We start from the raw sequence: 14,341 nt of genomic DNA, 5'->3' as shown, positions 1-14,341 counted from the left end.
AGCACGATTTGCATCGAGAAAATTTCGTACCAGCGTCTCCGCGTCAGAGGCTCTGTCAGTAGACTTGCTAAGCAGCTTGTTCAACGCTTGACCACACGCACGCCCCCGCAATATGCCTGCCAAACGCGTTCACGCCGCCCGAGCCCTGGTCCTTGTTCTGTCCTCCATCATGAGCGTCGGCGCCTGGGCCGACTGCCGCGACACCGTGCCCGCGCCGCAGCTGTCAGGCAAGGGAGCGCTGTGCCTGCTGGGGTTCTGTCTATACGATGCGCAGTTGTGGAGTGCTGAACTCCCGCCCAGCTATGACGCGCCCTTTGCACTGGAGGTGACGTACCGGCGAGCGATCGAGCGAAGCCGCCTCATCGACACCGCCATCGACGAAATCCGGCGGCTCCAGAGCCCCGCACCGCCCGACGACACGCTCGCGCAATGGCAGCGCGCCATGACGCCCGCCTTCCCCGATGTCAAACCGGGCGACACTTTGTGCGGGGTGTATGTGCCCGGCCGCGGCGCGCGCTTCTACGCAAACGGACAATTGACGACCGAGGTGAACGATCCCGCCTTCGCGCGCGCCTTTTTCGATATCTGGCTGGCACCCGGCACGCGCGCTCCGTCCTTGCGTCGTCACCTTCTGGGCAAGTCACGTTGATGCGAGCACGGCTAGTTGGCGTCTCCCGGCGACTGGAAGCCCGGTTGCCCGATCTGGCTTGGGAACTGCGGTACACGCCGGAAACGCGAAATGTCGTAACCCATCGCTTCGAAACGGCCCAATGCCGCGCGATAGTCCGCATCGCTCATGTTGGGCTCGCGCGAAAACACCCAGCCGAGGCTTTTGTCCGGATAGCCGAGCAGAGTCACACGGTATTCTGGGTCGACATAGAGCGTCAGCTGCGACACGTAGATGGGCCAGAACAGCCGCACGCGCCATTCGCCGCCTCCACTGCCGTCCACCACCGAATCGACGAACTGCATGCGTTTGAACGGCGCGTCGAAACTGCCGGGCCGATAGACGTACGCATCGTCGATACGGCCATCGGGCCGCAGCGACCACTCGGCATAGCTGCCGACGTTGCCCCGCTCTCCAAAGTAAGGAATGTTGGCGATGACATACCAGCGCCCCATGTAGCGCGGCAGGTCGACAGAAACCGTGTGCAGCGGCACGGCCGCCCGCGGGTTCGGATTTGGCGGTGGGCCAGAGCAGGCGGCGCTGGCAAGCGCCAGCGCGACCACTGCCACGTAACGTGCCCAACCTGACAGGATGACCCTACGAAGGCCTCTTTGATGCGTTCTCATCGTGCTCTCCTCTATGCGGTGGCCGGACAGGCCGGCTGGTTTGTCTGCGTGCTGAGTGCCGCGCGCGACGCCGCGTGGATCGGCATCGTCTTCGTCGCCGTACTGCTCGCGCTTCACTTGCAGCAAGCCCGCCAGCCGCAACGGGAATTGCGGCTGGTGGTGTGGGTCGTGGTGCTGGCGGCACCGTGGGAAACCCTCCTGATACGCGCCGGCCTCATCGCCTATCCGCATGGCACGTTGTGGGCCGGATTCGCACCGCCCTGGCTGCTGGCGCTGTGGGTGCTGTTCGCGATCCAAGTGAATGTCCTCTTTCGTTGGCTGCGCGGCAGATGGTGGCTGGCGTTGGCGCTGGGGGCCGTTGCCGGCCCGCTCTCGTTTCGTGCGGGTGCAGCGCTTGGGGCGGCACATATTTCGGCGATGGCTGCCACGCTGGGCACCCTGGCAATCGGTTGGGCGATATGGATGCCGCTACTGGTCCGGATGGGCGAGCACAGCGACGGAACCGGCATTCCGCCCTGACTGCTGCTCCGCTCCCTAACGCTTGACGAACCGGTAATGCGCCACGCCCCATTCGTTGCCGTCTGCATAGCCGAACAACGTCGACACCGCCAGGTAGAACATGCGCCACCGCTGAAACCACACGGCCGCCTGGGGCTTGCCATAGGTCTGGATGAACACCGGCATCAAACGATCACGGGCCGCGTCGAGGTTGGCTAGCCAATGGTCGGCGGTGCGCGCGTAGTGCATGCCGCTGACCCACCAGTGCCGCGCCATGCGCAGGTCGTCCTGGAACTCCAGCAGCAACGCCTCCGATGGCATCGTGCCGCCAGTGAAGAAATACTTCGACATCCAGTCGGTGCCGTCCTGCACCTGGAAGTGATACGCCAGCGTGCGATGCGCAAAGATGTGCACGAACAGCACCGCATCCGGTCGCATCCACCGCGCGATCTTGCCCAGCAACAGGCCGTAGTTCTTCATGTGCTCGAACATCTCGATCGACACGACCCGGTCGAAGAGACCGCCCTTGGGCATCTCTGCAAAGTCGAAATCGACGATGTTTCCCGTGTGCACGGTCAGGTTCGTCAGGCCGCGCTCGGCTGCCCGGGCCTCGATCCAGCTGCGCTGGCCCCGCGAATTCGACAACGCCACAATGCGCGCGTTGGGATAGCGCTTGGCCATCCATAGCGACAGCGAACCCCAACCGCAGCCCAGGTCCAGAATGCACTGACCGTCGGCCAGGCTGGCACGCTCGGCGTAGCACGCAAACATCGCCTCTTCGGCCTCGGCCAGCGTTTCGTTGCCGTTCGGGTACAGGGCACAGGAGTATTTCAGCTGCGGCCCCAGATGCGCCTCGAAAAACGCAGGCGGCAATTCATAGTGCTGCGTGTTGGCCGCGTCTGTCTCAATGGCAATGGGGCTGCCATGCAGCTCGTCCAGCAACGCATTGAAGCGCCGCGAACGCAGTTCGCCGTCGTTCAGGCCCTCGTCTCGCAGGCGTTGGCGCATGAGGGCGCGCATGCCCGCTCGAACGAGCCCATCCGGCAGCCATCCGCGCTCGCAGCACTGGATGAGCCAGCCGTCACTGGCGTCGGCCGCAACCTGCGGCGGTAGGGTCGGCGTGGACAGTGCAGTCATGAAAAGCTCCTTGGAATCTGTACGTGTGAACGTCAGTGGCGCGGCGGCCATGGGATCAGCACGCTCGTTGTGCGGGCGTATTCGGCGTAGTCGTCTCGCGTTGCGCGCATGTGGGCTTCAAGCATGGGAACGCCCGAGACCTTGATGAGCAGCCACGCCATGGCCACCGGCGGCAACAGCGTCAACCATGCCCACGGCGTGCCGAGCGCCAGGGGCACGTAGGCCAACCAGTGCACGCATTCAAAGAAATAATTGGGATGCCGCGAATAGCGCCACAGCCCCGCCCGGCAGGTCTTGCCGCGGTTGGCCGGGTCCGCCGCAAAGCTGCGCAGTTGCCGGTCCGCCAGTGCCTCGCCGGCCACGGCAATCAGCCACAGCGCAATCGCAATCGCCACGGCAACCGCGCCTGGTGAATCGGGGCGGTAGCTCGGCACGGCAAACGCGATCGACAGAAACATCGATACCGCCGCCTGCACCTGGAAGAAGCCGAACATGTTTCGGGGTGCGGCTGCGCCCCACTCCTGGCGCAACTTGCGGTAGCGCGCGTCTTCCGGCTTGCCGGCATTGCGCTGCCACAAGTGCCAGCCCAGGCGCACGCCCCACACCGCGCCACCCGCACCGACCAGCAAGCGTGCAGGCAACGAACCCGTCCCCAACCCGGCGTACAGCAATGCCACTGCGCCCAGGGAGAATGCCCAGACCGGATCGACCATGCCGGCATTCTCGGTGCGCAACTGCCACGCCCACACGGCACTGAACACCGCCACCAGGAATACCAGCGCGACGAGCGCGACCCCGATCGCAGGCATGGTCACCCCCGCTCCAGCAGAAACTGCGACACGCCGATCCGGCCCTCGTCAAAGCCGGCCTCGCAGTAAGCGAAGTACAGGCGCCAGATGCGGATGAACGAATCATCGAATCCGAGTGCGCGCACGGCATCGAGCCGGGCTTCGAAGCGCTGGCTCCAGCGGCGCAGTGTCTCTGCGTAATCGCGGCCGAAGTCGAGGCGGTCCACCACACGCAAGCCGTGCTGCTCCGCCAGCTTGATGAAGCGCTCACGGCTGGGCAACATGCCGCCCGGGAAGATGAACTGCTGGATGAAATCGGTGCCGGCGCGATAGCGCTCGAAATGCGCTTCGTCGATGGTGATGCTCTGCACCAGCGCGCGGCCCCCATGCCGCAGGCAGCGCACCAGCGTCCGGAAGTAGCTTGGCCAGTAAGCCTCGCCCACTGCCTCGAACATCTCGATGGAGGCGATGGCGTCGTACGCCCCATCCAGATCCCGATAGTCACGCAGCTCAACGCGCGCCCGCGGCTCGCCGGCCAGGCGCTCGGCCGTATAGCGGCGCTGTTCTTCCGAGAGCGTGATGCCGTGCACATGCGCACCGCGCGCACAGGCCATTTCCATCAGGCCGCCCCATCCGCAGCCGATTTCCAGCACATCCATGCCGGGCTCCACCCTCAGCAGGTCGCACGCGCGCCGATACTTGGCGGCTTGCGCCTCAGCAAGCCCATGCCGCAGATTGCCGTTGAACCAGGCAGACGAATACGCCATGCCCTCGTCCAGCCACAGGCGATAGAAGTCGTTACCCAGGTCATAATGCAAATGGATATTGCGACGGCTGCCGCGGCGGCTGTTCCGGCGCAGCAGGTGGCGCAGGCGCAGGACGGAGCGCGCCAGCGCATTCCCGAAGATCGCCTGGTCCAGCGTGGCCGCATTGACGATGGCCAGCCGCAGCAGGTTGGTGAGGTTGCCCGAGTCGATCCATCCGTCGCGATACGCCTCGGCAAAGCCCACGTCGCCGCTGCGCAGGATGCGCCCGCAGGCGCGCCAGTCGGTGATGCGCAGATCCGCCACGAGCGGCGAACCGGCATCGCCGATCTGCACATCGCCATCAGGCGTGACAAGGTGAAGAGAGCCGTGCCGCAGCCGACCGGCCAAGGCCAGAAACAGCCGGCCGGCAGCAGGAACATGGGGCGGCACCCAGGCAAGGGAGCGCGAGACTGTCATCGGGAGTTCTCCGGAGAAGATCTGTCGTGCGGGGCGCGGCCAAAGAACGGCACGCCCTTGAACCACAAGCGCAGGGCTTGCCAATGGATGCGGCCGATGACCTGCAGAGCAAGCAAGGGCTGGCGCAGCAACGCGCGCCGCAGGTGAGCGGAATCGAAAGGCTGCAACCGGCCGCCGATGGCGGTATGCAGCAAGGCGCCGTCTCGGTCGTGATAATCGATGCGCACAAGCGCCGTTGCAGCGCCCTCGGCAAAGCGGAACCGATAGCCGCCCTCGACCCTGCAGAAGGGCGATACATGCAGCTGCTTGCGGCACGTCAGCACGGTATGCGGGTCGATGGCTCCACCGCCCTGCGCGCACAGCAGGTATTGATGGTGCTGCCCAAAGGTGTTGTTGACCTCGGCCAATATGGCGCGCAGCGTGCCTGCCGCGTCGTGGCAATACCAGAACGAGACGGGGTTGAACATCCAGCCGGCAATACGCGGAAACGTCTGCAGCCAGACCTCGCCATCGGCAGGCAAACCTGCGCTGCTCAGCACGCCACGTATCCAGGTAAGCAGGTCCGTGCCGTCTCGCGGGCCGTAGTCTCGCGTGCGCAAAGACAGCGGCCGGAGGCAGTCGACGCCAAACCACGTCCCGGTCAGGCGCCCCAGCGCGGAAAGCTTCACGCGCACGGCAAACACCGGATAGACAAAGCGATTGGCCACCGGCCGCAGGCGGCGGTGCATGACCTGGCCGACAAGAAGCTGCGCGTCGCCGTTCATGGCGCCACCTGTGCCCAGGCTGGAGCGCAGCCGAAATCCGCCACGACGCGCAGGGCGGACTTCAGCCCATCTTCGTGGAATCCGTAGCCGGTCCAGGCGCCTGCAAACCAGGTGCGACTGCGGCCCTGCAATGCCGGCAGGCGAGCCTGCGCGTCGATGGCCGATTGATCGAACACAGGATGCTCGTAGTCGAAGCGCCGATACTCAAGCTCGGGCGCGGGCGGCGCGGATGGATTGAGCGTGACCACCACGGGCGTCGACACCGGCAACGGTTGCAGCTGGTTCAGCAGATAGCTGACGCACGGCGCGCCCGCCGTGGTGCCGGTGTGCGGCGCATCCAGATAGTTCCACGCCGACCACACGCGCCGTCGGCGCGGCAACAAGCGGGTATCCCGGTGCAGGAATGCGGTGTTGGGCTGGTACCGGAAAGCGCCCAGCACGGCGCGCTCGTCTTCGGTGGCATCGTCGAGCAGATGCAGCGTCTGCGGAGCGTGTGTGGCGAGCACCACAGCGTCGTATCGCTCGCTTCCCGAATCCATGCGCACATCGACATGGGTCTCTGCCCGGCGGATGCCTCGCACCGGCGTGCCGACACGCACATCGGCCAGCCGGCTGGCAATCGCCTGCACATAGCTGCGCGCGCCGCCTTTGACGGTACGCCAACGCGGCCGGTTGAAGACCTGCAGCAAGCCGTGGTTTAGACAGAATCGAAGGAACGTTTCGGCTGGAAATGCCAGGATCTCGCGGCTCGGCGTCGACCAGATTGCGGCCGCCATCGGCAGCAGATAGTGCGCGCAGAACGGCTCGCCATAGCGGCCGGCAGCCAGCAGCGCGCCGAGGCTGTGGCGCTCGCTTCGGGCCACCGCCAGGTTGGTGTGCGCCTGGCGGTTGAAGCGCAGGATGTCGCGCAGCATGGACAGGAACCGCGCCGAGACCAGATTGCGCGGCTGCGCAAAGACCGTGCTGAGGCTGGTACCGGCCCATTCCAGTGCCCCGCCGTCGACCGACACGCTGAACGACATGTCGCTCTCGCAATGCGCCACGCCAAGCTCGTCAAACAGCGCGATCAGGTTCGGATACGTGCGCGAATTGAACACGAGAAAGCCGGTATCGACGCCGAAGATCTGTCCGCCCTCTTCGATGTCGACTGTATTGGTATGCCCGCCAAGCCGTGGGGCGGCCTCGAACAGCGTCACGGCGTGCCGCTTCGCAAGAAAATGCGCCGCCGCCAGCCCCGAGATACCGGAGCCGACCACGGCGATACGCTTTGCAGGAAACTGAAGAATGTTCAAGGCAATGCCTCTTGGGGTGGCTGGGCGCTCATCCGCCGTTGCGGCCGGGCAGCAGCGCAAGAAACTCGCGCCGCAGGCTGGCGTCGGTCAGAAACACGCCGCGCATCACGCTGCTCACCATGCGCGACTCGTCGTCTTTCGTGCCGCGCCAGTGCATGCAGTAGTGTTCGGCCTCCAGCACGACAGCCAGGCCGTCGGGCTCCATCCGGTCTTCCAGCAAATCGGCAATCTGCTTGATGGCTTCTTCCTGGATCTGCGGACGGCTCATGACCCAGTCGATCAGCCGGGCGTACTTGGACAGCCCGATGAGCTGGGAGTCCTGGCGCGGCATGACACCGACCCACGCGCGTCCCATGACCGGACACAGGTGGTGCGAGCAGGCGCTGCGCACCCGCAACGGCCCGACCACCATCAGCTCGTTGAGCCGCTCCGCGTTCGGAAACGCCGTCACTTCGGGGGCTTCGACATAGCGCCCGGCAAACACCTCGCGTATGAACATCTTGGCCACGCGGCGCGCCGTTTCCCGGCTGTTGTGGTCTTGCTCCACGTCGATGACGAGTGCGCGCAGCACCGCCTGCAGGCGCTCCTCCACCTCTGCCTGGAGCAGATCCAGTTCGCCGTCGCGCAGGTAAGCGGCGATGTTGTCGTTAGCGTGAAAGCGGTGGCCGGCGCTCATCAGCCGCTCCCGAATCCGGACAGAAAGCGGCACGCCGCCAACCGCACCGGCAAACCCGGGCGGATCCAAAGTCAGTTTCATTGAAGTTGCCTCCGAAAAGTCGGCGGTGCTTTCACCGCCCATGCCGCCTCAGGCGAGCTGCCGCGCGAGGTGGGAGGGACGCATACCCACCTATACGCAGCTAACTCGCAGGTGGATGCAGCGTCTCGGCCCGAATGGCGAATTCCATCGCATCTTCGAGCATCAACCGCGCACGGTTGGCGACATCGCCCAGATAACGGTGAAGTTGTTCATCGAGCGACGACCGCACCGCACAGCCATCGCTGAACCGCTCGAATGCATCGAGCTGACGGATCAGCCCGACAAGATGCCGTGGGCATTCGCAGGCAAGCGTCTGCGATGCGTTGGCGAAGATCTCCAGCTGGCGGTCCGTGAACCTGCGCGCATTGCGCCGCAACGGCTCGAGCTTTCCGTACACGGCATCGACGCGCACAAGCTGCGCCAACTCCTGCAGAACCTGGTCGAGTTCGCCCTGTGCGTTGGGCTCTCGATACAGCCGCACGCCGGCCGCGCGCAGCATGTCGGTGGCACGCACCGTGCCAAAGCTGTAGATCACGCCCACGGCACTGGCGCCGCAACGGCGTGCCGCAGCCAGCACGGCTTCTGCCGTTTCCGGATGCAGGGAGGCAGCTTCCACGACCAACGCGTCGCTGCGCGGCGGTGGGTCGAGGAGTGCCTCGCCGTCAAGCGCGGGCAACTCGATGACGGGCTCGATACCCAGCGACGCAAGCGTGCTCTTTCTGCGCCGGACGCGCTCGGCCAGCAGCGCGCCGCAGACGGCCATCGAAATGGCCGCGGTGGATGGCGCGGGCGCGGGCGCCTCCACGGCCACGGAAGCTTCCAGCAACTGCTGGAGTTCGGTGCTGTCCGCATGCGCAATTGCACCAATTGCGTGCCCCTGGTTGACGAGTGCACGCAGCAGCGCGAGGCGCCGGACGTCCTCGCTGGAATACAACCGTTGGCCGGACTCCGATTTGGCCGGCGAAATCACTCCATAGCGCTGCTCCCACACACGCAGGGTGGATACAGGCATCTTGGCCATGCGGGCGGCGGTTCCGCTTCGGTACATTGGCGCCGCGTTGTCTTCGTGTGGCACGTGCGTCTCCATGCAAGAGCTGCTTTGTTGACATGAAACGCTGTGCCGCTGACATCGTCAATGAAATGAAGCGCAAAACGCGCTTTTGGGTCGCGCATGAGTCGGGATTGAGTCGAGATTCCGGCGTGAACCCGTTGTGCATAGCTTCCCATTGCCGAGTTCCCCACCCTTGCGCCGTACCGCAACAGCCGTAGCGCTTTGTTGTTATCCACTGGCTGCGCGGAGCGGCGCGCCGACCATCCGCATCTCCACAAGACTGCTGAAGAAGCCCTTGCCGCCCCGTACTCCTGAGGTGGGGATCGGGAAAACCCACCCTTGACCTCTAATATATCAATCCATAACTTCTGATATATCAAAAGGCGTGCACCGGTTCAGCAGCTTCCGGCCTGGGCGACACGTCAGAGAAAAACACCGACGAGGAGACCCATGACAGCGCCCTTCCATCACCGGCGGCGGCCGGCCTTCAATGCCCGCACCCCGGACAATCCATCCCGGCGCGCCTTTCTGAGCTACGGCGGTGCCGTGGTCGGCGGGGCGCTCGTGAGCGCCTGTGGCGGCGGTTCCGACGACGCCGCAACACCGGTTGCCACCACGCCCACGGCCCCCGTGCAGGCAGATCCGATCTGGGGTCCGAACGGGCTGGCCACCGCCATCATTTCTTCGCTGAAGAGCGTGGCGCCGAGCGCATTCCCGGCCGTGGATTTCCAGGTCGAGGCGTATGGCGCGCAGCCCTGCAGCGTTGTCGCGCAGACGAGCCCCTACACCGATCCGACCAAGTCGCCCGTCAGTTCAGGCGCTGGCGCAACGCAGGCACCCGGTGCATTCGATTCGCGCCCTGCGTTTCTGGCAGCCATTGCAGCTTGCAGCGCAGCAGGCGGCGGGCGCGTGGTGGTGCCTTCGGGCACGTGGTATTGCGCCGGGCCAATCGTCCTGCAGAGCAACGTCAACTTTCACCTCAGCGCCAACTGCACGATCTACTTCAGCGCCAATCCGGCCGATTACGCCAAGGATGGCCCCATCGACTGCGGCACCAACGGCAAGCTTTACTACAGCCGCTGGCAAGCCGACGATTGCCTGAATTTCGGCTCGCCCATCTACGCACGCAACGCCAGCAACATCGCATTGACGGGCGAAGGCGCGACTTCGGTGCTCAACGGCCAAGCCATGACGCCGTTTGCCGGAACGGGCAACACCAGCACGTGCTGGTGGACCTTCAAGGGCACCAACGGCGCCTATGGTTGCGCAAGCTCGAGCACGCCGTCGCAGGCTTACAGCAACCCGAACAACGTCGACTTGCAGACCGCTGTGCCCGGCATTCCGAGCGCGCTGTACGCACAGCTCACCAATCCGGCGACGCCGTGGCAGCAGGACCAGAACTATCTGCCGGCGCTGTCCGAAGCCGGCGTTCCGGTCGAGAAGCGCATCTTCGGGCTCGGGCATTACCTGCGCCCCTGCATGGTGGAGTTCATTGGCTGCACCAACGTGCTGATGGAAAACTACCGCACGGTCAACACGCCCTTCTGGCAACACCATCCGGTGCACTGCACGAACGTGGTGATCCGTGGCGTGACGGTCGACAGCATCGGCCCGAACAACGACGGCTTCGATCCGGACGCCTGCAGCAACGTGCTGTGTGAAAACGTCACGTTCAACACGGGCGACGACTGCATCGCCATCAAGTCGGGCAAGAACCTCGACACCGGCTACGGCCCCGCGCAAGACCACGTCATCCAGAACTGCACGATGAACAGCGGCCACGGCGGCATCACGCTGGGCAGCGAGATGGGCGGCGGGGTGCAGAACATCTATGCGCGCAATCTGGCGATGCTCAATCAGTTCTGGGCAACGAACTCGCTGAACATCGCCATCCGCATCAAGACCAACATGAACCGCGGCGGGTTCGTGAAGAACTTCTATGTGACCAACGTCAGCCTGCCCAACGGCGTCAATCTCACGGGCGCCGGCTATGGCAGCAAGATGCTCGCAGGCAGCCCGATCAACGGCACGGTGCCGCTGGGTGTGGTGACGCCCAGCGCGGCAAACCCGTCGGCATCCCAAGGCGGGATCATCACGTTCGACTGCGATTACCAGCCCGCTGCCGACGCCATCCGCACGCGGCCGGCCCTGGTGCAGAACGTGAACATCTCCAACGTGACCGCAGGCAATGTCACCACCGGCGGCCTGACGGGCTCGTGCTTCCAGGCCATCGTTGCGCAGGGCCCCGTGGCGTTCGACTACAACGGCCCGTTGCCTGTGCCCGCCATTCCGCCAATCACCGGCGTGACGATCGCGAACTGCAACTTCGGCACACCCACCGCAGCAGGCCCGGCAAGCGCCACCACGCCGGGGCCGCTCTACGCCTACAACGTGCACGACATCACCCTGCAGAACGTGGTGATCGCAGGACAGACCTTCAACACCACCGTGACCGACGCCCGCTGAGCGATCGGCATCCGTTGCGCTCGGCTGGCTCCGCCGGCCAGCGCCTCTTCACTTCGAACTTGCAGCCAACACATCCATGAAACGCTCTACCGCAATCGCTCGTACGTCCCTGCTGTTCGCTGCGCTGCTGTCCGCCTTCGCAAGCGGCGCAGCGCAGGCGCGCACCTTCCGTGTCGCCGACGTGCACGGCGACACGTATCCGACCAACATGGCCGTCAAGTTCATGGGCGAGGAAATCAAGAAGGCCACCGACGGCAAGGATTCCGTCAAGGTCTTCGGCAACAGCGCGCTGGGGTCAGAGAAAGACACCATTGACCAGGTGCGCATCGGTGCGATCGACATGGTGCGTGCCAACGGCGCTGCCTTCAACGAGATCGTCCCGGAGTCGGTCATCCCCTCGTTGCCGTTCCTGTTCCGCGATATCGAGCACTTCCGCAAGGTGATGTACGGCCCGGTCGGCCAGAAGATTCTGGATGCATTTGCCGCCAAGGGCTTCATCGCGCTGACGTTCTACGAGAGCGGTGCACGCTCGATCTACGCCAAAAAGGCCATCCATACGCCAGCCGACATGAAGGGCGTGAAGATCCGGGTGCAGCCGTCGGACCTGATGGTGGACGAGATCAAGGCCATGGGGGGCACACCCACGCCCATGCCGTTCAGCGAGGTCTACACCGGCCTGAAGACGGGCCTGGTGGATGCGGCGGAAAACAACATCCCGTCGTATGAAGAAACCAAGCACTTTGAAGTCGCGCAGATCTACTCCGAAACGCAGCATGCGATGACGCCGGAAGTGCTCGTCTTCTCCAAAAAGATTTGGGACACGCTCACGCCGCAGGAGCAAGCCGCCATCCGTAAGGCTGCCGCCGACTCCGTGCCGTACTACGTCAAGCTGTGGACCGCACGCGAGCAGGCCGCCACGGCAACCGTGACCAAGGGCAACGCCACCATCGTGCCGGCTTCGCAGGTAGACCGTGCCGCCTTCGTCAAGGCCATGCAGCCCCTCTGGACGAAGTACGAAACCACGCCGCAGATGAAGGACATCGTCAACGCGATCGTGGCGACCAAGTAAGCCTGCATCCTCCCCTCAAGCGCGGGGCCTGCGCCCATCCCGTGGGCTCCGCGCCGGGCAGGCGGCCGATGTACGTCGTTGCAGGAACCGGCCTCCGCCTGCCCACCTCCGATACCGCGTTCCCCTTCCAGGTTCAGCATGCAATCGATGTCTTTACTCAAACGCATCAACGATGCGTTTGCGCTCGTGCTCACGCTCGTGGCGGCGCTATGCCTGGCCACGCTGACGGTGCTCGTCTTCTACGGCGTGGTGATGCGCTACGTCTTCAACAACGCGCCGGATTTTGTTGAACCCATCGCCCTGCTCATGGTGGTGGCCATCGCCATGTTCGGGGCCGCGCTCAAAGTGCGCGAAGGCGGCCATATCGGCCTGGATTCCTTTGTTGAACGACTTCCCGCAGGCGGCAAGCGCGCCGCGCACGTGCTGCAGAAGCTGTGCCTGATCGCCTTTGCCGTGGTGATCTTCATCGGCTGCTTCGACATGGCCGAAACCACGTTCGGAGACCGCATCCCCATCCTCGGGTTGCCGGAAGCGGTTCGTTATTGGATTCCCATCGTGGCGAGTGTCGCCATCGCCCTGTTCGCTCTCGAACGCCTGATCGGGCTGTTCGCGCAAGACGCACGTTAAGTCACCATGGACCTCGCCATTCTCTCCGTCAGTTTTCTGGCGTTTCTCATGCTGGGCGTACCGGTTTCGTTCGCGCTCGGCCTGTCATGCGTGCTGACGTATCTGCACGAAGGCCTGCCGGCGGCCACCGCCATGCAGTCGATGATCTCCGGCATGAACGCATTCTCGTTCCTGGCCGTGCCGTTCTTCATCCTGTCGGGCGAGCTGATGCTGCACGGCGGCATTGCAGACCGCATCCTGCGCTTCGCGCAATCGCTGGTGGGGCACTTCCGCGGTGGCCTGGGCATGGCAAACGTGGTGGCCTGCACGCTGTTCGGCGGCGTCTCGGGCTCGCCCACCGCAGACACGTCCGCCATGGGCGGCGTGGTGATTCCGCTGATGAAGCGCGAAGGTTACAGCGCAGCCTACGCCGTGAACGTGACCACGCATGCCTCGCTGGCCGGCGCGCTCATGCCGACCTCCACCAACATGATCATCTACGCCTTTGCGGCGCAGGGCATCGTGGGCTCGCTCAACGGGCAGCAGGTGAGCGGCGTGTCGATTGGTGACCTGCTGTTCTCCGGGCTGCTGCCGGTACTGTGGGTCATGGGCTTCGTGTTGATCGCCGCCTACTGGCAAGCCAAGCGCTACGGTTTCCCGCGCCGGGCCGACGGCTCGACCGAGCTGCCGCCCTTCCCCGGCTGGCTTGCCGTCGCACGCGCCTTTGTGGGTGCGGTACCGGGCCTGATGGTGATCGCGCTGATCCTGGTGTGCGTGGCCATGGGCATTGCCACCGCCACTGAAGCCGCCGCCATCGCGGTTGCCTATTCGCTATGCCTCACGGTGCTGGTCTATCGCTCCATGACGTGGACCAAGTTCCGCCGCGCCCTGGCCCATGCCGCCAAGACCACGGGCGTGGTGCTGTTGCTGATTGCCGTATCGAACATGCTGCGCTTTCAGATGGCCTACCTCGAGATCCCGGACGCCATCGAGCAGATGCTCACGCAGACCAGCGCCGCACCGTGGCTGATGCTGCTCTACATCAACATCCTGCAGGTGTTCCTGGGCACGTTCGTCGACATGGCGGCGCACATCCTGATCACCACGCCCCTGTTCCTGCCCATGGCCATGCATTGCGGCGTCGGCCCCGTGCAGTTCGGGATCATGCTCCTGCTCAACTGCTCGCTGGGGCTGGTGCATCCGCCCATCGGCTCGGTGCAGTTTGTCGGCTGCGCCATCGGCGAGGTCTCGATCGGCGAGACCACCAAGATCGCGTGGCCCTACTACCTCGCCATCTTCACCGCCATCAACGTGGTGACCTACATGCCGTTCTTCTCGACCTGGCTGCCGAGCGTGATCAACGGACACCCGGTGTTCTGAGGCCGTCCCAACGAATA

The 14,341-nt window shown here is 64.6% G+C and carries 14 protein-coding genes; 6 read left to right on the top strand and 8 right to left on the bottom strand.

Features of this window, described 5'->3' with window-relative positions:
- Positions 1-169: 169 nt before the first annotated feature.
- The gene (locus tag AAHM38_RS12085; RefSeq protein WP_009239818.1) at positions 170-649 is read left to right on the top strand and encodes a chalcone isomerase family protein; all 480 of its coding nucleotides are present in this window, start codon (positions 170-172) and stop codon (positions 647-649) included.
- 11 nt (positions 650-660) lie between these two features.
- Here AAHM38_RS12085 and AAHM38_RS12080 read toward each other — a convergent pair whose 3' ends face one another.
- The gene (locus AAHM38_RS12080; RefSeq protein WP_179817547.1) at positions 661-1,293 is read right to left on the bottom strand and encodes a lipocalin family protein; all 633 of its coding nucleotides are present in this window, start codon (positions 1,291-1,293) and stop codon (positions 661-663) included.
- Between AAHM38_RS12080 and AAHM38_RS12075 the strand changes: the two genes are divergently transcribed.
- A complete protein-coding gene (locus AAHM38_RS12075; protein WP_004634963.1) occupies positions 1,282-1,812 on the top strand; it encodes a DUF2878 domain-containing protein in 531 nt (176 codons plus the stop codon). The genes AAHM38_RS12080 and AAHM38_RS12075 overlap by 12 nt on opposite strands.
- Positions 1,813-1,827: 15 nt before the next feature.
- On the opposite strand, the gene AAHM38_RS12070 is transcribed toward AAHM38_RS12075, so the two are convergent.
- The 7 genes from AAHM38_RS12070 to AAHM38_RS12040 form a co-directional block, all read right to left on the bottom strand.
- Positions 1,828-2,928, bottom strand: a complete 1,101-nt coding sequence (locus AAHM38_RS12070) for an SAM-dependent methyltransferase (protein WP_009239820.1) — start codon at positions 2,926-2,928, stop codon at positions 1,828-1,830.
- Between the two features lie 32 nt (positions 2,929-2,960).
- Entirely contained in the window at positions 2,961-3,737 is a 777-nt protein-coding gene (locus AAHM38_RS12065; protein WP_009239821.1) for a DUF1295 domain-containing protein, read from the bottom strand.
- 2 nt (positions 3,738-3,739) lie between these two features.
- Positions 3,740-4,939 (bottom strand): SAM-dependent methyltransferase, encoded by a 1,200-nt coding sequence (locus AAHM38_RS12060; RefSeq protein WP_103518907.1) that lies wholly within the window; start codon positions 4,937-4,939, stop codon positions 3,740-3,742.
- Entirely contained in the window at positions 4,936-5,703 is a 768-nt protein-coding gene (locus AAHM38_RS12055) for a DUF1365 domain-containing protein (RefSeq protein WP_009239823.1), read from the bottom strand. Before AAHM38_RS12055 ends, AAHM38_RS12060 begins: the two co-directional genes overlap by 4 nt.
- Positions 5,700-6,995, bottom strand: coding sequence for an NAD(P)/FAD-dependent oxidoreductase (locus AAHM38_RS12050; RefSeq protein ID WP_116576253.1), 1,296 nt, complete (start codon positions 6,993-6,995; stop codon positions 5,700-5,702). Before AAHM38_RS12050 ends, AAHM38_RS12055 begins: the two co-directional genes overlap by 4 nt.
- Positions 6,996-7,023: 28 nt before the next feature.
- Positions 7,024-7,752: a GTP cyclohydrolase I gene (gene folE / locus AAHM38_RS12045; RefSeq protein WP_009239825.1), complete on the bottom strand. Its 729-nt coding sequence runs from the start codon at positions 7,750-7,752 to the stop codon at positions 7,024-7,026.
- 100 nt (positions 7,753-7,852) lie between these two features.
- Positions 7,853-8,800, bottom strand: coding sequence for a MerR family transcriptional regulator (locus AAHM38_RS12040; RefSeq protein WP_257019861.1), 948 nt, complete (start codon positions 8,798-8,800; stop codon positions 7,853-7,855).
- A 453-nt stretch (positions 8,801-9,253) separates the two neighbouring features.
- Here AAHM38_RS12040 and AAHM38_RS12035 point away from each other — a divergent pair, with 453 nt between their 5' ends.
- From AAHM38_RS12035 to AAHM38_RS12020, 4 genes are all read left to right on the top strand, one after another.
- Positions 9,254-11,269 carry a glycoside hydrolase family 28 protein gene (locus AAHM38_RS12035; protein ID WP_116576252.1) on the top strand — a complete coding sequence of 672 codons (2,016 nt, stop codon included), beginning with the start codon at positions 9,254-9,256 and terminating at the stop codon, positions 11,267-11,269.
- Between the two features lie 76 nt (positions 11,270-11,345).
- A complete protein-coding gene (locus tag AAHM38_RS12030) occupies positions 11,346-12,338 on the top strand; it encodes a TRAP transporter substrate-binding protein (RefSeq protein WP_116576251.1) in 993 nt (330 codons plus the stop codon).
- 138 nt (positions 12,339-12,476) lie between these two features.
- On the top strand, positions 12,477-12,965 hold the full coding sequence (locus tag AAHM38_RS12025) for a TRAP transporter small permease (RefSeq protein ID WP_009239829.1): 489 nt from the start codon (positions 12,477-12,479) through the stop codon (positions 12,963-12,965).
- Between the two features lie 6 nt (positions 12,966-12,971).
- Entirely contained in the window at positions 12,972-14,324 is a 1,353-nt protein-coding gene (locus AAHM38_RS12020; RefSeq protein ID WP_116576250.1) for a TRAP transporter large permease, read from the top strand.
- The last annotated feature ends 17 nt before the right edge of the window (positions 14,325-14,341 follow it).

This window comes from Ralstonia sp. OTU4908 (assembly GCF_038440115.1).
Taxonomy (GTDB): domain Bacteria; phylum Pseudomonadota; class Gammaproteobacteria; order Burkholderiales; family Burkholderiaceae; genus Ralstonia; species Ralstonia pickettii.
The sequence above is the reverse complement of the archived record's forward strand: the minus strand, read 5'-3'. Positions and strand labels throughout refer to the sequence as shown.